This window comes from Halomonas sp. HMF6819 (genome assembly GCF_044335525.1).
Classification (GTDB): domain Bacteria; phylum Pseudomonadota; class Gammaproteobacteria; order Pseudomonadales; family Halomonadaceae; genus Vreelandella.
Genome location: NZ_JBIQVY010000001.1, coordinates 679790 through 701806 on the forward strand (window position 1 = coordinate 679790; position 22017 = coordinate 701806).

The 22017-nt window shown below is 57.1% G+C and carries 14 protein-coding genes; 5 read left to right on the forward strand and 9 right to left on the reverse strand.

Annotated features, from left to right (window positions below; genetic code table 11):
- Nucleotides 1-28 precede the first annotated feature (28 nt).
- The 3 genes from ACGLWX_RS03175 to ACGLWX_RS03185 form a co-directional block, all read right to left on the reverse strand.
- Nucleotides 29-1249 carry a glycosyl transferase gene (locus ACGLWX_RS03175; RefSeq protein WP_396237254.1) on the reverse strand — a complete coding sequence of 407 codons (1221 nt, stop codon included), beginning with the start codon at nt 1247-1249 and terminating at the stop codon, nt 29-31.
- A gap of 47 nt (nt 1250-1296) precedes the next feature.
- The gene (locus ACGLWX_RS03180; protein ID WP_396237256.1) at nt 1297-2232 is read right to left on the reverse strand and encodes an HAD-IIB family hydrolase; all 936 of its coding nucleotides are present in this window, start codon (nt 2230-2232) and stop codon (nt 1297-1299) included.
- Between the two features lie 467 nt (nt 2233-2699).
- Nucleotides 2700-3737: an OmpA family protein gene (locus ACGLWX_RS03185; RefSeq protein ID WP_396237258.1), complete on the reverse strand. Its 1038-nt coding sequence runs from the start codon at nt 3735-3737 to the stop codon at nt 2700-2702.
- A gap of 135 nt (nt 3738-3872) precedes the next feature.
- On the opposite strand from ACGLWX_RS03185, the gene ACGLWX_RS03190 reads away from it, so the two are divergent.
- Nucleotides 3873-4568, forward strand: a complete 696-nt coding sequence (locus ACGLWX_RS03190; RefSeq protein ID WP_396237260.1) for a hypothetical protein — start codon at nt 3873-3875, stop codon at nt 4566-4568.
- Between the two features lie 4 nt (nt 4569-4572).
- Nucleotides 4573-5148, forward strand: coding sequence for a FlgO family outer membrane protein (locus ACGLWX_RS03195; RefSeq protein ID WP_396237261.1), 576 nt, complete (start codon nt 4573-4575; stop codon nt 5146-5148).
- A gap of 111 nt (nt 5149-5259) precedes the next feature.
- On the opposite strand, the gene ACGLWX_RS03200 is transcribed toward ACGLWX_RS03195, so the two are convergent.
- The gene (locus tag ACGLWX_RS03200; RefSeq protein ID WP_396237263.1) at nt 5260-6759 is read right to left on the reverse strand and encodes a M14 family zinc carboxypeptidase; all 1500 of its coding nucleotides are present in this window, start codon (nt 6757-6759) and stop codon (nt 5260-5262) included.
- 158 nt (nt 6760-6917) lie between these two features.
- On the reverse strand, nt 6918-8168 hold the full coding sequence (locus ACGLWX_RS03205; protein WP_396237265.1) for an O-antigen ligase family protein: 1251 nt from the start codon (nt 8166-8168) through the stop codon (nt 6918-6920).
- An 896-nt stretch (nt 8169-9064) separates the two neighbouring features.
- Here ACGLWX_RS03205 and ACGLWX_RS03210 point away from each other — a divergent pair.
- The 3 genes from ACGLWX_RS03210 (at nt 9065) to ACGLWX_RS03220 (ending at nt 15982) form a co-directional block, all read left to right on the forward strand.
- The gene (locus ACGLWX_RS03210) at nt 9065-10096 is read left to right on the forward strand and encodes a DUF4214 domain-containing protein (protein WP_396237266.1); all 1032 of its coding nucleotides are present in this window, start codon (nt 9065-9067) and stop codon (nt 10094-10096) included.
- A 286-nt stretch (nt 10097-10382) separates the two neighbouring features.
- A complete protein-coding gene (locus ACGLWX_RS03215; protein WP_396237268.1) occupies nt 10383-12476 on the forward strand; it encodes a hypothetical protein in 2094 nt (697 codons plus the stop codon).
- A 311-nt stretch (nt 12477-12787) separates the two neighbouring features.
- Nucleotides 12788-15982, forward strand: coding sequence for a DUF4214 domain-containing protein (locus ACGLWX_RS03220; protein ID WP_396237270.1), 3195 nt, complete (start codon nt 12788-12790; stop codon nt 15980-15982).
- Nucleotides 15983-16070: 88 nt separating this feature from the next.
- On the opposite strand, the gene ACGLWX_RS03225 is transcribed toward ACGLWX_RS03220, so the two are convergent.
- The 4 genes from ACGLWX_RS03225 to ACGLWX_RS03240 all read right to left on the reverse strand — a co-directional run bounded on the left by ACGLWX_RS03225 (nt 16071) and on the right by ACGLWX_RS03240 (nt 21966).
- A complete protein-coding gene (locus ACGLWX_RS03225) occupies nt 16071-16841 on the reverse strand; it encodes a SapC family protein (protein ID WP_396237272.1) in 771 nt (256 codons plus the stop codon).
- A gap of 238 nt (nt 16842-17079) precedes the next feature.
- The gene (locus tag ACGLWX_RS03230; RefSeq protein WP_396237274.1) at nt 17080-18999 is read right to left on the reverse strand and encodes a DUF4214 domain-containing protein; all 1920 of its coding nucleotides are present in this window, start codon (nt 18997-18999) and stop codon (nt 17080-17082) included.
- A 505-nt stretch (nt 19000-19504) separates the two neighbouring features.
- Nucleotides 19505-20428 (reverse strand): NAD-dependent epimerase/dehydratase family protein, encoded by a 924-nt coding sequence (locus ACGLWX_RS03235; RefSeq protein ID WP_396237276.1) that lies wholly within the window; start codon nt 20426-20428, stop codon nt 19505-19507.
- Entirely contained in the window at nt 20425-21966 is a 1542-nt protein-coding gene (locus ACGLWX_RS03240; protein WP_396237278.1) for a hypothetical protein, read from the reverse strand. Before ACGLWX_RS03240 ends, ACGLWX_RS03235 begins: the two co-directional genes overlap by 4 nt.
- Nucleotides 21967-22017 lie beyond the last annotated feature (51 nt).

Sequence of the window (22017 nt, forward strand, 5' to 3'; positions counted from 1 at the left end):
CGCTTTTGTTCTTGCGCCGCGCGAGTGACTAGACATCGCCCTGATTATCCAGCTCCACCGCCTCGCGCATGCGCGGGAGCAGGTCGGGAATGGCGGCCTGCACGCGGTTCCAGCTGGGGATGAAGGGGCGCTCGCGCGGGTTATCAAGAAACAGGTTGCCCGCTTCCAGCAGGTTGCTGGCGAAAAGCTCGACGGCCTGCTCTTCGCTATGGCGATCCAGACTCAGCCCGTTCATGGTGGCGTCGTGGTCGTAGGCTTCGATCAAATCCAGCGCCAAACGGTAATAGGTCGCCTTCAACGTGCGAAAATCCTCGCTGCTGAAACTCACGCCTTGGGTGGCGAGCTTGCGATAAAGCGCCTTGGCGATGTCGAGGCTCATGCGGTTGAGCCCCCCGCTTGCGTCCTCTTCGCTGACCGGCTGGTGCTTGTGATCGTAGGTGTCGGCGATATCGACCTGGCAGATCTGGCGCATCGAGTAGTTGCGCTGAAGCTCTGACAGCACGCCGATTTCAAGACCCCAATCCGCCGGAATGCGAATGCCTTCGAGCACTTCGCTGCGCATGGCGAACTCGCCGGAAAGCGGGTAGCGGAAGCTGTCCAAATAATCCAGATACGGCAGCGGACCGCAGACGGTTTTCAGCGCGCGCAAAAGCGGCGTTACCATCAGCCGGGAGACACGCCCGTTGAGCTTGCCCTCGGCAATACGCGGGTAGTAGCCCTTGCAGAAGCTGTAGTTAAAGCGCGGATGGGCCAGCGGGTACATAAGGCGCGCCAAAAGCCCGCGGTCGTAGGTCAAAATATCGCAGTCGTGTAGTCCGATTACTTTCGAGCGGTTCGAGGCCAGCAGGTAACCCGAACAGTACCAGACGTTGCGCCCCTTACCCGGCTCCACCGCCCCCAGGCCGTGGGCTTCGAGCTCATCGTGCAGCGCGGTCAAGCGCGGGCCGTCGTTCCAGAGAATGCGGGTATGCTGAGGCAGGCGCGAAAAGAACTCGCGAGCGAAGAGAAACTGATCGCGGTCGGCGCGGTCGAGGCCGATCACGATTTCGCCCAAATAGGGGACGTCCTTGAGCTCATCGATGATCGCCGACAGCGCCGGGCCCTCGAGCTCAGAAAACAGCGACGGCAGAATCAGCCCCATGGGGCGGCTCTCGGCAAACCGGCAAAGATCCGCCTCCAGCTCCTCGACGGGGCGGCGGGTCAGGTTATGAAAATCCGTGATCAAACCGTTTTGATGAAAATCGCTCATATGCCCTCTCTGGCGTAGCGCCTGGGTGTTCGTTTGTCTGCGTTCGGTCAGGGCGTGTCGGTTTCAACGCCTGGCCGCACATTCTCGGCCCCCCACCAGTGCGCAAGGCCTTCAACCCAACCGGCGGGCCCAAAAGCATTGGTGCGATAAAGCGCGGCGCTTTGGGGCTCGACCGCCAAATCGTGGCGGCCCTTGATGACTACCGCCTGATCCACCGCTTCGAGCATTGCAATATCGTTTGGGCCGTCGCCCAGCCCCAGCGTCAGCGGGCGGCTGCCTCTTAGGGCACTAAAGCGCTTAATCAGCCATTTTACGGCGCTGCCCTTGTTCGAAGACGCACCCATCACGTGATAAAACCGCCCGCCCTGGGTCAACGTGAGCCCGTCGCTTTCCAGCGCTAAACGAAAGGCGTCGAGGGCGATATCGTTGTCCTCCCACATAAGCGGCTCGCTGCCTTCGCGCTGGCGCGCGGCGAGTGCGCGTGGCTCATCGAGCCCGGTTAGCGCCATCAGCTCCTCGATGGACATCTCCCCCATTCGGGTAAAGCGAATGCCCAAGCGCTCGCGCCACACGCTCAAGCGCGCGCGAATGAAGCGGCTATCCACGCCGGTATGTTTGATGACGAGGCTGTCGCGGGCATTACCGGGGCGATCCAGGCTCGGGTGGCACCAGCCCGGCGGTAACCCAATGACCGCGCCATTTTCGGCGACAAAGGGTGTCGCGGTGAGATCCAGCGCTTGGCGAAGCGCGACGAGCTCGGCGCGGGTTTTACTGGTCACGGGGATGACCGGCACGCCGAGCACACGAAGCCTTGCGAGCATGGCGCGGGCAGGGGAGAAATCGTAACTGTCGTGATCGAGCAACGAGCCGTCCAGGTCGGTGACCACCAAGCGCGGCTCGAAAGCGGGGTCCAGCGCCGGAGTATCTGCGGTTGACGCTTCACGGGGGGGCGTTGGCTTACTCGAAGAGGCATGTTCCGTCATGGCACTACCTGCTTTGGGTTGAACGGCGCGCAAGCCAACGAGGCGATGGCTTGGAATGAGCCCTGATCGATCGCGGCTCATTGGCATATCTCTCATCCAAGCAGATTGCGTGCCACTCGCTGAAACGCTTTTTTTATCAGTACATTGTCGAGCAGGTGAACCACAGGATGGCAGAAGGCACTAGAAGAGCGCACGCTTTAAGCTCTATTTTGGTGCAGAAAAAGCGCGGTTTTGAGCGGGCCGAAAGGCAGGAAAACGCGAAGTTGGACAAGCCTTAACTCAACGTATAAAAAATTTTGAAAAAATCCTTGGCAGAAGCGTGAAAATGTCTATACTAAAATTGTACCTGCTGGTGGCCTTGTACACCCCTCACCTGACACCAGCAGACTACACCGAGCCAAGCCCTAGCTGACCCGCCCACCCCCGGCGGGTCTTTTTTTGGCCGTAATTTCGTTAACACCCGCTCTCTATTCGACATGAATGACGACCTCGACGCGGCGGTTGCGCGCGCGACCCTCGGCAGTCGAGTTATCCGCTAGTGGGCGCGTAGCGGCGAGCCCAACCGCGCGCAGCCGCGACGCATCGACGCCGGCCGCCTGCAGCGCCTCGACGATGGCGATCGCCCGGGCGCTTGAAAGCGCCCAGTTCGAAGAGTACTCCGGCGTATTGATCGACTGGCTATCCGAGTGGCCCTCGACCGACACCTCACCATCGAAGCGCTGAATGGTTTCCAAAAGGCTCCCCACCAGCGAGGTGCCGTCATCGGTCAGCTCCGCCGTGGCGGAAGGAAACAGCAGCCGATCCTGCACGCGTAGGCTGATGCCTTCGGCCACACGCGCAACTTCTACCCCCTCCAGGCTAGGCAAGTAAAGCGATTCATTCAAACGCTCCGCCACACTCACGGCGCCGCGCACCGCCTCTTCGCTGATGGGCACCGCGTTGACCGGCGGCTCGTCGGTCAAAATCACCATGTAGTCGGCAAGCGGCGCCGCCCCCGAAGGGCGAAGCGTCTGGCTTGCGCGCTCGGCAAACAGCGGCGCGGGCAGCAGCCACTCGAAGGCAGGCGCCTCGGGCACTTCCTCAAGCTCCACCGGCGCGGGCGTGTGGGCCAAAAGTGCCGGCGGCGGCACAATGGCCGGGGCTGGCGGCGCGATCCGGCTACCCGGCAGCCCCGCCACGCCCAGCGCGGCGCTGATCGCCCTCGGGCTCAACTCGTCAGGGTTCTGGATGGGAAGCTCAGTGGCGGCACGGGTGAGCGGTGCGGGCAGCGGCACGTCGAGGATTGATTCCAGCACGATGGGGCCGTCGAAACTGGAAAGATCGAGCGGCTCATCGCTTGAGAAGCCCGGGCGTATGTTGGCCGCCGCAATGATGACGACGAACAGCGCGACCAGCAGCGTCATGATGTCGAGATAGCTGATCATCCAGCCGCTGTTGCCGTCTTCCGTCGGATACGCGGACAAAAGCGTGTCGTGGCGCGAGCCGCCGCGGTGATCTTCAAGCATGGGCGTGATTACTCATTCAAGTGTTCGAGCGATTGGCCGATAAGTACTCGTATGCAAGCCAGTTTATCAAAAACCCCTTTTGCGAAGAGAAGGAACTAGCCGTTGTATACCCGTCTTTTAGCTGGAACGACGCGCGTGGCAGGCGCACTAGGCGTAGGGCTTTTGAGTCTTGCATTGAGCGGCTGTTTTTATGCCAACACCTCACAGGCACCGATTGCGACGACCTATCCCTACTCGGAGCAGCAGCGCATGCAGGCCGCCCACCACTGGGAGATCCTCGCCCGTCACGAGGCCAGCCAGATTCTCCAGCGCGAGCGAGTGCGCTTTCGCGACCTGCACATCAAAAATCCGCACCCGGATGGCTACGTGCCTTATAGCGGCGGCGAGTTCGATCGCGGCTTTCGCACCTTCTTGACCAGCGAGCTGGTGACCCGCGGCGCCAACGTTACCACCGCCGCCGGGGGCAACAGCGTCGACGTAATCGTGGAAGTAGAAATCGTCGAGCACCGCGACCGAGGCTTCATTCGTCCGCCGACCGGCGCATTTACCGCGCTGACCGCGGGAATCGCCGTGGCGACCATTCCCATCAATCACTGGGCCGAGCCGGCGCTGGGGCTGATTCCTGCAGGCATCGCCGCGGACGTCTTTAGCGGTAGCTGGACATACACCGGCAACGAAGAGATCATCATTACCACGCAGGTCATCGATGGCGACCGCATTCTCTACTCGTCATCGAACATCTACTACATCAACGAGGGCGACCGGCGTCAGTACGCGCCGCAACGGGTGCACTACCCGGACCCCGCCATTCCGCTCACCGATACCTGGTAAGGCCATGCCCACACGTATTCCGACTTCGCTGCTACTACATCTGCGCCACGCCCTACTTGTCGCCTGCGTGCTGTTACTAGCCGGGTGCGCGGGAATGAACCAGCGCGGACCCACGCCCGCCTCGCCGGAGCCGGACCTTTCGGAACTGGCCCACGAGGCGGCGGCGCGCATGGTCGCCAGCAACCCGGACATGACCCGCTACAGCCCGATGATCGCGGCCACGTTCGTCAGCATCGACAACCTGACCCAGTCCTCCACGTTTGGGCGCATCAGCTCGGAGATCATGGCCTCGGCACTGGCCCAGCAGGGCATGCAGGTGCGCGAAGTAAAGATGCGCGACAGCATGTTCGTCGAAGAGAACGTCGGCGAGCTGATCCTGTCACGCCAGGTACAGCGCTTGGGCGCCCAGAGCAACGCCCGCTCGATTCTGATGGGCACTTACGCTCAGGCGCAGAACTATATCTATGTGAGCACCCGGGTCGTTCGCGCCGGCGACGCCATGGTACTGGCCACCGCCGACTTCAAACTGCCGATCAACAACAACACGCTGAGCTTGCTGGAAAGTCAGGGCGGCTGGTAGCGGCTAAAGTATTTAAACGCCTGCTGGCCAACAGCCAAAAAAGCGGCGCGCTACTCGGTAGCGCGCCGCTTTTTTATTGACATAACGGTACATTCAAAACGGTGAGACGGCTTAGGCCACCTGATACTCCGCCATCGAGGCGTCCGCCACCCCGGTCAGCGCCAGCGGTGTGACCGGCTCGTTCATGGCAGGCGCGTCGAGCGCGGTGGCGGCCAACCCCCACTCGATCTCTTCGCCGTAAAGCTCTTCGAATGGGGTACGCTCGCCGCGCTCGGGAATCTCGAGCGCCAGCGCCGGGTCCAGGCTGGCAAAGCCGTCATTGCCAAGTGCCCGCGCGATACCCAGCATACCCAAGATGCCTTCAAGGGTCAGCGCGCTCGCCACCGCGTCAAAATCGAGTTCGAGCCCTTCCAACGCCTTGAGTTCGAACTCTTCGAGCCCGCGCTGCTCGACCAGCAGTACCGGCGTCCCATCGAGTCCAATCCCGTTGCGGCCAATATCCGCCGCGTCGCCGCCGGGGAAAAGCGACAGATAGCCATAGTCGAATGCCTCGAGCCCCTGAGCAAGCGCCAGAGCAGCCTGCTGAGCGGTGGCGATGATGCCCGGTGCAACGTTGCCATTGGTCGGCCACAGAACCGACTGGGTTTCAAGCTCACCAGCGGCGTTCAAGTAGTTATTCTGGTTGTGATAATCGAGCAACATATCCGGCTCGAAAGCAGCCAGCACGGCGCGGATCGCCGCGGTTTCCGGCGCTTGGGTGGCATCGAGCGGCTGAGAGGAGTCCCAAGTGCGGTTGAGATCGATATCGGCGGCGTTGCGGCGCGGATCCAGCGTCGTTTCCGGGTCGAGATTACCGGCGACCAGCTGCTCCCAGCGCGCGAAGCCGTCCGGGTTGACGCGTGGCATTACGGTCACGCTCACCTGCTCACGAATCGCCGCGGCGGCGTCGCTGTCACCGCTTAGCCACTCGAGAAAATGCATGGCGGCCTCGGTGCCCACCGGCTCGTCACCGTGCTGTTGGGTCACAATCATCAGCTTGCGCGGCCCATCACCCACGCTTGCAGCAAAGAGCGGGCGCCCTTCGATCGACTCCCCCGCCTGGGTCAGCGACAGCGTGTCGAAGCGCGCGTCGAGCGCCTGCAGGTCGGTGTTAAGCTGTTCGTTGCTGCGAAAGCCGTCCTGCACCAGCGGCTGGTCAGCGTCGTAGTCCGCATCACTCACGTTTTGGGAATAGAACTGAGCCACCGACGTATAGGCATCGAGGGCTTCCAGATCGGTCGCGCTGGCTGCTGCCATGATGGCCTCAAGCAGCACCTGAGGCGTTGCACCTTCGGCCGCTAACTGGCCCCAATAGCTGATGCCTTCATCGTCGGCCTCTCGAGCAAATAGTCGCTGATAAATGTCATTAATCCACGCGCTATTGCTCGAATCGAAAAGCTCGTTTTGCTCGGTCACAAACTCCCCTGACTGCAACATAAAAAACAGCACCCCTTGAGGGGTAAGCGCGCTACTGTCCAGTTGCTCTTGCCAGTAGGTAAGGCCGGCGGGGTCAGCGGCACGACCAAAAAGGGCCAAGTAGTAAGACTGTAACTGTTGTGTCGGTGTTAGCATCGCGTATGCCTCCCAGCATTATTATCCCTGTTTTAGGCCAGCTATTACGAGCTCTTCGGCCCTTTTGGCAAAAACATTCCCCGTCGCCTAGCTGCCTCGTCAGCTATAGCGTACTTTCAAGCGCAGAACCAGACTTACAAAGCCGAAAACAACCGCCTTCAAGGCTCGGAGAAGGTCCTTGCTTCGATGAATCGGCGTCGATAAGCGCTAAAAGTCCCCCACCATACGGCTAGCCAGAAGGCGTAGAACATCGCGCCACTGTTGTGCGCCAAAAAGGTTTGCGATAACCCGAAATCGATATAAGCAACCGGCAACAGCGTACCTGCCACGGCCAGCGAGCGAACGCGGTAATTCGGATGCGAAACCCCTTGAGCAAACAGTCGAATAGGTACGAAATACAGAGCCAATAATAGTAACAGGCCGACCATGCCACGCTTGGCAGTAGCGTCGATGAATTCATTGTGCGCATGATCGAACAGAGTTGCTGCAGGTGAGATTACGCCACGTTCGCCAAGCGATTGCATCGCCTGAACATAGCCATCTTCACCCCAACCTAATAGCGGGCGCTCACTGATAAGTTGACCTGCGCCGCGCCACATTTGAAAACGAAGCCCTAACGAAGTGTCACGATCTCCCCCGCCGATGTATTGGGTTACATCGGTGATTCCCATATGAACGCGCTGTTGGACCCCGGTTTGAGGCGTCACATACATGATGGTGACGAGCACCAGCGCAAAGCACACTGCCGCCGACTTAATCCTGAACGAAAGCCCTTGGCCATAGCCGCGATAAAGTACGAAGGCAATGAACGGCAGACCGATCCATCCACCGCGGCTACCCGACAAGAGCGAGCCCAACATGCCCAGCAACGCCCCCCCCAGCAGCAGCAAGAGCCAAAAAGCCTTGCCCTGTTGTGAAAATGCCCAGCCGAGCCCAGCCAGGCATAAAACTCCCAGTAACATGCTCAAATTGCCGAACTGAATAACATAGATGAACCCATCGGCCCGTCCCTGACCCAACGCAAGATTTTGCCATAGTGCCCAACTACCCGAGCCGATAGCACCCAGCGCCAAGCCACTCCAAAGCCACGAAAGCCGTGGCGGACAGCGAAGGATCAACAAAAGCACCGGTACTGCCAGAAGAAACCGTGAAGGTCGATCAAAGCCTCGCGGTCCTAGTTCGATCAACGAAAGCACTCCAACCGTGGCGCCATAAAGGCACATAACGGCGATAATCCATTTATCTTCGCGGCCGAGTGGCGCAAACCCAATGCGCCGTGACAAAAGGCAGCCGCTTGCAATCAATAAAAGCGCGGCGCCGACCGAGTAACCTGACGGAACGATCAGTGACAGCGCCCCCATCAGAAATACACACGCGCTTATATAACGTGCTAACGTACCTGCAGGCATCCAGCTTCCCTCAACGTGCTATTTTCCGTGATGTACCGTGCTTCAGATTCAGCGCTATGTTGCGAAGATCTCAAAGGGCTCGGATAGTAGCACAGCTGACACAACGGCTCCTCTGCTTGCACTCGCCATTGATCTAACGCACCAACCACCGTCCTGGAATGCCCAAGCACCCCAAAGCGCTTATGCCGAGGTCATTCATGAATACAAATAACCGCTGACCACATGTTTTAAGGACGCGCGCATCATGAGTGAGCCTCACTTACTCATACAAGAGCCCATTCAATTCAGTTCTGGCAAAAAATATCGCTCTCTTGAATGTCGTTAAGCTCATCTGATTGCTTATGATCGATACTTCTAATGATTACATATAAGGGGGCATTGTATTTGGCAGACATTAAGCGCATCTAATATGCTAATACTCGACAATGCCTAAGACGCTCACTTAACCGTAAAACATAAAGTCAATAATCTTTCGCAGCTTAACTTCATTACTATAAAATTATTTTTAATTCAAAAAGCATATACTAAATTAATTAAACTCAATATTATATTTTTCCCCCACTGCTACCCCGGATAGAAGTCAACCATAATTAAAATTTAAAATCAGCTACTTAAACCTAAAAATATCATTTAGAAATCAATTAAAATAGACAACATCTTTCTTAATAAGGCAGCTATCAAACGCGTTTAATTAAACATCATTAAACAATAAAACATTTAATAACAAGAATAAAATTTTTATTACATAATGATTTTTTAAATAAATATCAAGCATTTAAAAATTGTACAATAATTAAACCTTTGTAAAATAAATGAAAACCAATTTTTTGAAAAATTATAAGACGGGCCTTAGCTTCAAACTTGTAGGTCAAATAATAGCTACTGAGGAATTCGTTATGGAAAGCTCCGTTGCACTCAATTTGGCTCAGTCGTTTTACGTTGCATATTATGGTCGCCCAGCAGATCCCTCGGGATTACTGTTCTGGGCCTCTCAAATATCGAGTAGTGGAGGATTGATCGCGATAAGAAATGACTTCGGCAATTCGCCAGAATTTAACGAGAGGTTTGGTTCACTTTCGACCGCTGAAATGGTTAACAACCTTTACCAACAGATGTTTTCACGCGACGCCGAAGTTGAGGGATTAACCTTCTGGACGACAGCGCTTAACGAGGGGCGGGCTACACTCGCCAGCGCAGCGCTTGAAATACTCAACGGCGCCCAAGGCGGAGACGCCATGGCGTTTCAAAATAAACTCGAAGCAGCCAATTACTTCACGGCGTCGCTGGATACGGAAGTTCAAGTTCAGTCATACCAGGAGCTTGAGGCCGCGGACACGGCGGCGGATGTATTAAATAGCGTCGATCAACGCGAGGAGTCGCTAGAACGCTTCAAGGACATCGTGGAGCAAGCCAATGGCGTGCCGGGTAGCGGTGAATCTCCCGATTCTACCCTGGAAGAAGTTGCAGACGATATTCCTCCACCGGCCGATAACCCCAGCATGCCCCAGGATCCGCCCCAGATGAGCGACCCGACCTTGGGTGAAACAGTTAGTGGCGTGGGAGAAGTGCTCGACAGCATCGTCTCGGGTGCCGGCAATACCTTCGGCGACAACCTGGGCAGCGTTACTGATGAAACAGGCGACGTGCTCGGGTCATTGCTTGACGAAAGCGGCGATGTCGTGGACGACGTGGGAGGAGTGATTGGCGGTATTCTTGATGGTTTGCTAGGTACTCCGCCAAGTGACAATGACCCGGTGACCGATAATGACGCGGATGGCGGCGGTGGTCTGCTGGATGGTTTATTGGGTGGTTTACTGGGAGGAGAGGAAGCTGAACCGGTCGATGACGCAGCGCATATTTCACTATCCCTGGAGCTTATTCAAACCACAGGCATTTCTACTCACAGCGACTCAGTCGAAGTAGCATGAACCATCAGGTTAGCGGATAACATTAACCTAATGGTTACCTCCTGAAAATGCCCCCGATACCTATGTATCGGGGGCAGATTTCGACCTTCGATTCTTTTTCTCAACATTTGCCTATCAAACACTAAGCAGAAGATTGTATTCCCATTAACCTTTTCCAAGCGTTCCTATCAACTATGCAGCCAATTCCCTCAGTACGATTAGCTAAAGAGTTGCTCTGAACGTCGCTCCTGCAAAAAACGTGGGTATCAGTGTATAGTGCCGCGAGTTCATTTTCGAAGAAATCCTGATGCACCTACCTTTTATACATACCGACACCCTTCCCTCCACGACACGGTCTCGCAAAGCCATATTGATAGCCTTTGCCCTGCTAGTCGTTCTTGTCGTATACCGCCAACCGCTGCTCTCCGGATTCACTGTCACCACCGGGCATGAGCTTGATGGGGTTATCGCCACGAGCCTGATAGAACACTGGTGGAACGTTTTTCAAGGCGGTGCCTACTGGGAAACTGTTAACTACTTCGCACCCTACGAGCATACGCTTGGCTATAACGACGGTTATCTGATCTTTGGCATTCTTCACTCTCTTTTTCGAAGCGTAGGCGCAGACCCGTTTTTGGCAGCGGAGCTGGCGCTATGGGTACTAAGAGGGGTTGGATTCATTGCCTTTTGGGGACTCGCACATCGCTGCTTACGCCTGCCTTACTGGTCATCGTTGGTGGGCGCGGCGATTTTTTCACTCTCCTCAAGTGCTTTCTTGCAGTCTCAGCATGTCCAACTGCTCACGATCAACCTGGCGCCTCTCATGGCTTGGTCGATGGTCTCTACATGGCAGCGTTTCTATTGCCGCCAAACCCTACAGGGAATCCTGTTCGCCATCGCGACTGTTTTGCTCTACGCCATGTGGCTACTTACTGCTTTCTATATGGCGTGGTTTTTTGCATTTTTTTCGCTGACGCTACTTTTAGTGACGAGCCTGCTGGCCATGCCGGTGGTCTACAGCGCCATCAAAGGGTGCTGTAGCCTTTACTGGGGCAAACGGTTACTTGCCGTAGCCCTATTGGGTGTTATCGCGGTAGTTCCCTTTCTTTGGGTCTATCTCCCCAAAGTACAAGAAACCGGCGGCCAGCCTTATGAGGCGGTCATCACTTTCCTATTGACCCCCGCCAACTTGTTCAACGTAGGGGCAGAAAATCTCGTATGGGGTAAATTACTGGCGCTATACGAGACACATTACGGCCTCAACCCGGAGAACAATTACGAACTACTCGTAGGCTTTCCACCACTGTTTCTACTAGGTTCATTGGCGATCACCACTTGGCTACTTTTTCGTCATCCTCGCCGGCATGCCCTGTGGGCAAGCATGGCGCTAAGCGCCCTCGTAGGGCTGGTCTTAATCGTAAGGGTGGGCGACTCAAGCCTTTGGTGGGGCGTATGGAATTATATTCCCGGTGCCAACGGGCTGCGCGCGGTTTCGCGCTATGCGATCTTTTTAGCGCTACCCCTGTGCCTTTTATGGAGTTTGGCACTTCCCTCGATCAAAAAACACGCCTCGCTGGCCGTTGTCGTCCCGTTGGTGGCGCTACTGGTGCTTGAGCAAATATCACTGGAAAACAACGCCGAGGTGCCGCGTGCAACCTACATAAACGACATGCGCGAGGCGCAAGCGCCGCCGGCCTCGTGCCGCGCCTTTTTCGTCACGCAGCGACGAGAAAGCGACCAGCACATTACGACCTCGACCCTGTTTGGCGATCTTTACCCGCATAACGTGGCCGCGATGCTGTTTGCAGAATGGTGGAACGTTCGTACGCTCAACGGGTTCTCGACCTTCAACCCGCCGGGCTGGAATTTTGCCTATTTGCCCGAGGGCAGCTACCGGTTCAGAGTCAGGGATTACGTCGTCAAACATGACATGAGCGAGGGGCTTTGCGCATTCGACCTGAGCGCGCTTACGTGGAACACCGCGCCTTTTGCGCCGCAGACGCTACAGGCCTTAGAGCAGGTCAAAGATCACGCGCCGCCCTCCAATGATCAGCTCGACATCGAATTAACACACAGCGATATTCATAGCGCCGACGAGCACACTTGGCGTTTCGGGCTGGGAATCGAAAACGTCGGCGATACGGCGCTAGTGGTCGATCAGCCCAGCACCATCAACCTGGGCGTGCGGCTTTACTCTCAGGAGGATGAGCTCATCACGCCGGATTTCATACGCCAACACATCACTACGCTACTGCCGGGGGAGCAGATCGAGCTTCCGATCGACCTACCTAAAGCCCAGGTCGCAGGTAAGCGTCTCAAAATAACGCTGGTGCAAGAAGGCATCGCATGGCTCGATGAGTGGGCTCCCCCCGTCGTTATTGAATTTTCCTCCAACGATTGATTGCCACCTTTCTATAAAGCCATTCATAAGAATGGCTTTTTTTGTTCAAGATTAAAACCTCGAAATGCACCACAAATACCGAGGTTATCTAACGATATTTCTCTACAAAAAGGACTATAAATCTAGTTCTCGCAAAAACGAAAGAACCAAAAAAAGAATTACAGCAACCCTTGCGAGAACGTTAAACCCTCAATTCAAGTGGAAAACAGAGAATGCCAACGCAAACATCGCTCAATACCATTCAATCGCTTTACGTAGCCTATTACGGCCGACCGGCCGACCCCTCGGGGCTCGATTTTTGGGCGACACTTTTGGATCAGTCCGAAGGTGACATGACCAGTATCATTAATGCGTTTGGCACCTCTGCCGAGTACACGAATCGTTTTGGCAACAACTCACCGGCTCAGGCGGTGAACAATTTGTATCAGCAGCTATTCGGCCGGGACGCCGAAGACGAAGGCCTGGCGTTTCACGTCAACCTGATTACCAGCGGCCAAAAAACGCTCGCCGAAATTGCCCTGCAAATCAGCATTGGCGCCCAAGGCGGTGACCGCGCGGTTTTCGAAGGCCGTACCCAGGTAGCGAACGCGTTCACCCGCGAGCTGGATACCCCAGAAGAAATCGCCGCTTACTCCAGCGATCGCGGGGTCGGCATTGGGCAGAATTACCTAAAGCTGGTGACCGAACAGAACCCCGCCAGCGTGGTACTGCGTGACGCCGCTCCAGTCGTCAAAACGCTGCTGCCGGAAACCCCAGTCACGCCACCGAGCGATGGCGGCGGCGCGACGCCCCCGCCCGCAGCGCTGACGTTCACCGCTGAGGTCGCCTCGAGTGGCCTGATCGTGTTTGGCGGTACGCAAACCGGCCCTATTTCGCTAACCGCTGGAATCCATGAAGACGAGCTGACGTTTACTCGCGGTGAGCTAACCGCCAAACTATCGTACTTGGGTGTAAACGGTATCGATCTAGGCGCGGCGACCCTTTCGACAAGCGCCGCGCTGATAAGCAACGCCATCATTAATGGCACCGGACAGTTGTCGATTTCCGATCTTGAAAAAGAAGTGAACCTGAGCGGAGTAGATTCTCACCTGACGGTGACTGCGACGGTAACAGGCTCGGTCGATATCACGGCCAACCCCACCCTGGACGCTATCGACGTATATCAAATCGCTGAAAGCGGCGAACTGAGCATGACGGTGGCGCAGTACGGCTCGGCTACCGCCATACAAAACGCCGGTGCGCTGCTTCTGTCCGATTCTATCGCGAACCTTACGACCGCGAGTGAAAGCACGGTAAACGCCGCGACCGCGCTGGTCATTACCGATACGGCTGCCAATATCACCGATGTAGATTCGGCGTCGTTTCTCCAACAAGCAAAAACGATCGTCGTGACGGACGCCATCGATATCGCGGGCCTGGACAGCATTTATAGCGCTATCGACGCCCCATCCACGACCGTCATCGCCAACGATCTGGCAGATACGATTGCACACCTGCTCGACAAAGACGGCGATGGTAATGATGTTGCCCACGCCTACATTACGGCCGGTACGAGCGTCACCGTGGACGGCGCGGCAACCATTGCTGACGTTGCTCTGATCGATATGGCCAACGGTGACGGCGCCCTGACGTACTCCCTGCTGGATAGCTACGCCCACCTTGCGGCCGTAAGCGCGGCTAACCTGGTCGCGGGCGCGCAAAGTATCAAACTCTCCGATTACGACCTGGGCGCGCGCACCGTAGCCGATATTCAAGCGCTGCTAGCGATGACCAACGTTAAAGCCGCCGACGACACCAAGCTTGAACTGAGTGATTTGACCTATACCCTGCTGGACTCAAGCGCCGCGTTAAGCAGCGGTGCCACGGGGGTGGCCGATATAGTCACCGGCGCGACCAGCGTTACGGCCAATACCGACGCGCCCGTCTCCCAGGCGCGTATCATTTATGATCGCGACAATACCGCAACCTACAGCGTGACCGACAACGCATCGGCCATTCTAGCTACCGCCGACAACACCCGCGCCGCAGTTGACCAGGCAACCACCATCACTGCCACAAATAGCGTTTCAGCCGCCACGGCGGGCCAGCTTTACGCAATTCGCGCAGGCGTCGATACGGTGTACAGCGTTAGCGATTACTACGCGAATATTACCGGCGTCGCCGAAGCGGTCATCAATAGCGCGACCAACCTGGTCAACTACACCCCGCTGTACGATATTTCACAGGCGCAAACACTGGTCGATTTCACCAATAGCGGTACGACCAGCATCGGCAACTTATACGATACGGCCAGCGACATAACGACGTTCGTTACCCAGAACGCACTCACGGATAAACTGAGCTACGCCGTCTACGTGTCGGATTTCGCGGCCGCCATTGTGACCGCTCTTGATAATAGTAACGTGTTCATACTGGGCAACACCGCTGACGGTTTTGTGGGAGACTCCCTGATCAAGCATATCTACGTCACTGATCAGCCCGATGTCGCTACGGCGAAAACCTTGTGGGATGGGGTCGACGCGGTGTTTGCCGATGAAGCGATCACTGCGACCAAAACAACGTACACGGTCAAAGACGATATCAACCAGTATACCAACGCCGCCACGGCGGACCCCTCGATTCAAAATGCCGATGGGCGCGTCGTCACGGGTAGCGCAGCGGATATTCACGCAGCGCAAAACAATAGCACCTCCAACTTCCACGACATTTTCGGTTTACTCAAGGGTAGTGACCACATAGAGGTGACAGGCAGTGTGGGTAACCAGATTATCCATGGCACCCTGGGCAACGACACGATCGATGGCGGTGACGGTAATGACACCCTTTACGGCGTGGGCGGTAGCAACACGCTGACTGGCGGTAGCGGCTTCGACACCATCTACGGCGGTAGCGGCAGTGACAATATCAACGCCGGTGCCGACAACGATACCGTGTACGGTGGCAACGGCAACGATACCATTCGCGGTGGCACGGGAATCGACTACCTGTACGGCGGCGAGGGGCGCGATGTGATTTTCGCTGATGATTCAGGTGTCGATACCATCTCTGGATGGACGAACCGCGGCACCGAGCGGATCGTTGGCGGCCAGGGTGGTGATGACATGTACGGCGGTGCCAATGCCGATCTCTTCCTTTACGAAGGCGCTTCACGCGCTGAGTTGATCAGTGAGTCCGGTACCAATAGCAACACGCGGGACTACATCAACAATTTCTACCTGGGCGACAAGATCCAGTTTCAGAACGCGGACAGCGTGCAGTTCTTCAGCAGCGGCTCCGCCAACGCCTCCAACGTCGAAGCGGGTACGCTGGGACTTTCAATCCGCTATGAAAAGAACGCACTGGTCACTAACTGGCAAGGTGACGATGTGCAGGACGCTACCCGTATCTTCGTAGACATTGCCGACGAAAAGGGCCAGTTCGACGATATCGCTGATATGCATATCATTCTGGTAGGCAAGGACATCGACATTAACTGGGACGGCAGCGCGATCACTTTTGGCGGTTGATGATTGTGATTAACAACCGCTAGGAGCGACAAGGGCAAGCCATTGGCTTGCCCTTTTTCCTGCGCCCTGCTCTTTCAAACGCCCATATTTAGCTATCGAAATCGAAAGTGAGGTCGTCGTCATCTTCGCCGAACACATGATCCAGGTTCTCTGGCGGCTCGCCGGCAGGGGCATTGACGCGCGATAGCCGCGTGAGCAGGTGGGTTTGTGCCAGCGACAGGTTCAGCGCGTAGGCGATCGGTAGCGCCTGGGCGCGGCGCAGGGTGAGATACGCCTCGTCAGACAGGTTCGCCAGTGCCCGCTCATCGATCATGTGAAGCCCGTCAAGCGTCAGGCCCAGGGGGGCGGTCACGCTTTCCGGCCACGGGGTGAAGACACCGGCCTGGGCCAGGGCGTCGAGCGCCTTTTGGGTGGCGCGCTGACGGGGGAAATTCGCCTTCAACCGCTCGGCCTTTTCCGCCAGGCCCGCTTGGGGGCGGCCGGCATCGTCAAAAAATGCCTCGCCGTGGTCGTCGCCGCTGCCCAGCACGCCGCTGTCGCGGTCGATGGAGAGCACGCCCTTCTCGCCGATCTCGACGATTTCCAGCGGCCAGGTCTTGAGCCACTGCGGGGTGTAAACGCCCAGCCACTTGCCGTCGCGCACGAACAGGTTGTGGCCCTGGCTGGTGCCGCACACGCCCACCAAGCGCCACTGGCGCTCCACTTTCACTGCGGCCAGCGGCATGGTGGCCGCGGCGTTGGAGAGCTCGCCGGCGTGCAGCGGGATCAAGGGCTCGCCGGCGGCGAAGCGCACGTCCACGGGCGGAAACCAGGAAAGCCCCTGGCAGGTGGTAGGGCTAACGATCAACGGGTTCGCCATACGGCCTCCGAATGGATTAAAGAGCGATCAGCCTGACACGTCCCACAGGCATTGAAAAGCCCGGCGTGAAGGACGCCCAAAGGCGATCAGAGTTCAATTGAAAAGGGGTAATCGACAGGAATCGACGAAGCTGCCCTGCCCACGATATTTCGCGCGGGCAATAAAAAAACCCCCGGCCGAGACCGGGGGTTATTCACACATCGTCTATCGCGGTTACGCGATATCCAAGGCGCTCGCCTTAGGCGATTTCAGCAGTACCGGCAGCCAGGAAGCCGCTGGTGAAGCTGACGTCGTCACCGTTCACACCGGTCAGGGTGATCTGGGTGATTTCGTCATCGCTGGTCGCGTTACCAGAGGTAGCCACTTCTTCAATGAAGAGCTGCAGGTTGTCACCGTCCTGGCTCCAGAAGATTTCCAGCGCGCTGGAAGAACCAACGCGGTTGGCGGCAGTGGTTTCGCCTTCAGCCAGCTCAACCAGCTGGTAATCCGGGCCGAAGTAGATGCGATCGATGCCAGAATCACCGAAGTTAGCAACGTCAGTGGTGGTCCCAGCGTTATCTTCGAAGAGATAAACATCGTTTGCGTCAGTGGCTGCGCCCAGACCAGTGATCAGGTTGAAGCCAAGACCACCATCTTCTTCGGAATCGGTGATGAACTCTTCTGCGGCAGTGACCGCATCCGCAAGCTCAGTGTACTGAGCTTCAATTTCAGCAGTCGCTTGCCAGTCGGCAACGGCTTCATTGTAAGCGGCCAAAGCTTCTTCAGCAGTTTCAACATCACCTTCGCGACCATCAAGCACAAATGTCAGTGATGCAGCCGTATCTGAAGCATTCGATCCAAGCTCGGCATCCAGAGCGTCAATTTGAGCCTGAGTCAGATTGGCAGCACCTAGCTCATTGTCCAGATCAGTCTCTGCTTGAGTTTCGGCAGTTGCAGCCTCGTCAGCAGCTACAAAGGCTTCCTTTTCAGCCTGCAGAGCCGCTTGGAAGGTTGCCAAGCCCGGGTAAGAAGCTGCATCAATACCGTCTACAACAACGTACTGTCCGTCTACTAATTCAAGAACAGGAGTAGTGTTGATACTTACCTGCTCGGCTGCAGCACGGTCAGTAGTATCCAGATCAGCTGCATCTTGATAAGTAATGTCACTTACAGAGTAATTAGCGCTGCGTCCAGCAAAGGTCACTGCTGCGCCATCAGCTACTGCAGTGGCTTCAACCAGCGCTTCGTCTGCTTCGGCACTAGCTTCAACTGCCGCGTAGTAAGCATCTACGGCAGCGCGAAGGCCAGGAATAGTGTCGATGACGGCATAGGCATCAGTTACGGCTTGCTGAGCATTCTCGAGGGTTTCTTCGCGTGCAGCGAGCCCATCGTTGATCAGACCGGTTTTGGTGTTTGCGCCAGCAGCGGTAAAACCTGTCAGACCAAAGTTGTCTTGAAGGTCTGCAGAAGCGGCATCTTCCGCTGCTGTAATTGCAGCGATGATTTCTACATCAGTAGCAGATTCAACAGTTACACCAGTAGCAAGTGCGTCAACAACATCTTCGTTATCAAGAGCACCTTGCAGGAAGTCAGACAGGCTTTCTTCAGCTTCACGCAGGTCTTGCAGCGCGGCACGCAGATCAGCGGTGTCGACCGGCAGATTGCCAGACTCGATACCGTTCACAACGGCTTGGATGTCGTAGCTATCAACGTTGGTGTTTTCGTTGATGGACGCCAAGAAGTCACGGCCATAGTTGGCAGCGGCTTCGCCTTCGTAGGCGATACCACCGGCGGCTACTGCGGCGGTGAATTGGTTGGCCAGGGTGACCTTGTTCATCAGGCCGGTCATGTCGCCGCCCTGTGCGCCATTGGCGATTTCATAAGCGATCTGTGCCAGCGGCGTGCCGTTGGACAGAACGTTTTGCCAGTACTGCAGGCCTTCGGTTTCCGCGTCGCGGCCGAACAGCTGCTGGTACAGGTTGTTGATCAGGGTCAGGCTACCGGAATCGCCAAAGCGCGCGTCGAATTCAGCAGAGGCGCCGAAATCGGCGGCGATGCCCTGAACGCCTACTTCATCGATGCGGTCGGTCCAGAAGTCCAGGCCAGACTGGTCAGCCGGGCGGCCATAGTAGGCAACATACAGCAGTTGTGCGAGTTGTGCGGAAGTCATGTTTTCCATGGGACTATAGTCTCCTTGCTGAGTAAGATCACCGGCGTTTTTTGACTGCCGATTCCCTCGAATTACCTTGAGCGCTCAAGGTGATCGGTTTGAGTAGACCTGTTGGCGCGCTACTTGGGCGGCTGCCTCATGCATACACATCAACAGCCTAACAAAAACTGATGACACTTTAGGTCGGTGTTGCCTTAAAAGTCAACGGGTCACAAGCGTTGTCGGATGATATATCCGCTGGCTCGCTTGCTTAATGGCCGCCGCTCTGTTTAAGACTTTCGTACCATCCCTAAGGTTTTTGAGCACCAGCCATGCATCATTAGTTCTCGAACACTGAGTGTCAACGGCACGAGTGTGCAAACATCGCAGCGTTTTGTTACCGATGAGTGAACGGGGACCGCGCCCCGTTACACTCTTACCCAAGGTAGTCAAAGCTTCGCGTTCGTGCACACATATTTTTTTATTTAATGGCACGCATAGAGCTACTGGAAATAGCTCGAGGGGATGGCTTTTTTTAGCCGTTGAGGGCGCTTTCGCGCTTGAGCATGTCGCTCAGGGTTTGGGTGAGCGGGATGCGTTGGCGGGGGGTACCCAAGCGCTGCTCCAGGCGTTCGCTGCTACCGCGCAGGCTCTTGATTTCGTTGGCGCGCACGAAAGCCGGATTAACTTTTACGTCGATCTCGTACCCTGCCAAACGGTTAATGTGCCCAATCAGCTCGTCGAGTGGGGTCGCTACACCGGAGCATACGTTGACGACTTCGCCGCTGTGCTCCGGTGCCCAGGGGGCATCGAGCAGCCCCAGATAGGCATTAACGACATCGCGCACATCGGAAAAATCACGGCTGACGTGGGTATTGCCCAGCTCTATTTCGCGGCAGCCGCGAGCAAAATGGTCGACGATCTTCGGAATCAGAAAGCGCGTGTCCTGACCGGGGCCGGTGTAGTTGAAGGGCCTAGCGATCACCAGCGGCAAACGCTGGCGGAAGGTACGCGCCATGTGCTCCATGGCAAGCTTCGAGCAGGCGTAATGATTGACCGGTGCGGGGCTCTGACGCTCGTCGATCACGCTTTGATCGGTATCGCCGTAGACGTTGGCGCTGCTGGCGATCAACACACGCTTGGGCGGCGTGGGCTGCGCGGTCAGCGCTTTCAAAAGGTGCTCGGTGCCCAACACGTTGACCCGGTAAAAAGCAGCCGGGTCGGCGTGGCCCACGAACGATAGAGCCGCCAGATGAACGACATAATCGGGGTTGGCCTCGGCTACCAGCGCGCTCACGGCGTTAGGGTCATCGAGATCGGCCGTCAGCGTGCGCTCGGCGGCAGTTTCTACCTCGGGGGTACGCACCGCGGCAACGACACGATGCCCTTTGCGGTTAAGCGCCTCGATCATCCAGCGGCCCGTGAAGCCGGCGGCGCCGGTTACCAGCGTAGTGGTCATGGACATACCTCGGTGGGTGGCGGTGGGTGGGGGTGGTCGGCCAACGGGCAGATCATCAATGAGGGCAGCGATATGTCGCTGCTTTGAACCCGCTGACACTGCTCTACTTGAAGCTGTAGGCCAAAACAGGCGGCCAGGCCGCGCGGGCCATCGGCGGTGACCGGGCCGGGCGTCACCCAGTAGCGCTCGCGGTTTTCAGCCAGCAGCGCGCGGGCGCGCTGACCGGTTCGCGTATCGGCATGCAAATTATGATGAGCGCTGACGAAGTGGCGCGGTGTGGGCAGCGCCGCCGCCAAATAGCCCAGCGGCGGGTCGCCTTGAGCGACCACGACCAGCGCCTTGCGAGTATCGACCGGGCTTTCCACCGCGAGCAAGCTTTCGCCCAGTGGCGATACCCGCCCCCAATTGGGTGGTTGGGTCGTAATAATCAATAATAGCGCGACCGCCGCGCTCGACAGCCACAGCGACAACGGTGCCCCCTGCCCTGCCCGGCGTTGAGACGCGGCCGCTCCAAGCGCCAACAACAGCCAAGGTGAGAGCATCTCCAGCGGCAGCATATAACGATAAATGGCGAACTGCTTGAGCCAGAGCAGGTAGGTCAAGAGCATCATCACCGCCATGAAGCGCAAGGTACGACGCTGTTGGACGCTAACACCTCGCCAGGGCCATAGCGCGGCCAGCGCGGCCAGAAGCCCCAGCGACACTCGGCCATCGGCAAACGGTACTTCGCTGACCAGTATATTGGCACGCCACCAGTAGAACGGGTAGAACAGCCATTGCAGCACGCCATTGGGGTCGAAACGCGGGTCGCGCTCGTTGATGGGTATCCACCAGGGCGAATGGAACAGATCGTTAAAAAAGGGAAACAGCGGGCTATCGAAGCGCAGCTGCAGTAGCACAAACCACCAGCCACCGGTGAGCAGCAGCCCGAGCGTCGCGGCCATCGCCCCGGGCCATAGGGCATGAAAACGCGGGCGTGTCATAAACCAGGCCAGCGCCGGGCCCAGCACGAAAAGCCCAAAAGTGATCTTGAGCCCCATGGCTGCGCCGAACGCGAAAAACCCCAGTGCCGGCCAGCGCTGATCGTCGCCTTCGCGCAGCCCGCGTAAAACGCAGCAAACCCCCAGTAGTACGATGAACGCCACCGACAGGTCGTTGAAGGTCGTGCCCAGTTCCCCCAGCGTGACCGCCCCTGTACAAGAGAGCCCCCAGGCTAGTGTCAGCAGCGGTGTGGGCAACTCAAAGTGCCGGTGCAACTCGCGGTAGAGAAGCAGTAAGGCCCAAGCCACCAGTGCGCCTGGAATCCCCATCAGGGCCGTCACCGGTCTCAGGTCATCCGGCCAGAGGCGAACGAGCGCGTAGTAAGGCAGTTGCGGCAGCGGGTTCAAGAACCACTGCACGTTCCATCCCATGTCGGCCTGCCAGCGGTCGTGCAACAGCGCCCAAGGGTTATAGAGGTGATAGTTGCGCAAATCCCAGTTGGCGTCTGCCCCCAGCCGCAGGCTGCCGGCGGCCGCGATGGCTCCGAACATGGCCATGATGAGTAGGTGATGACGCGCTTTTAAGGGTGCTTGGAAAAGAAAAGCTAG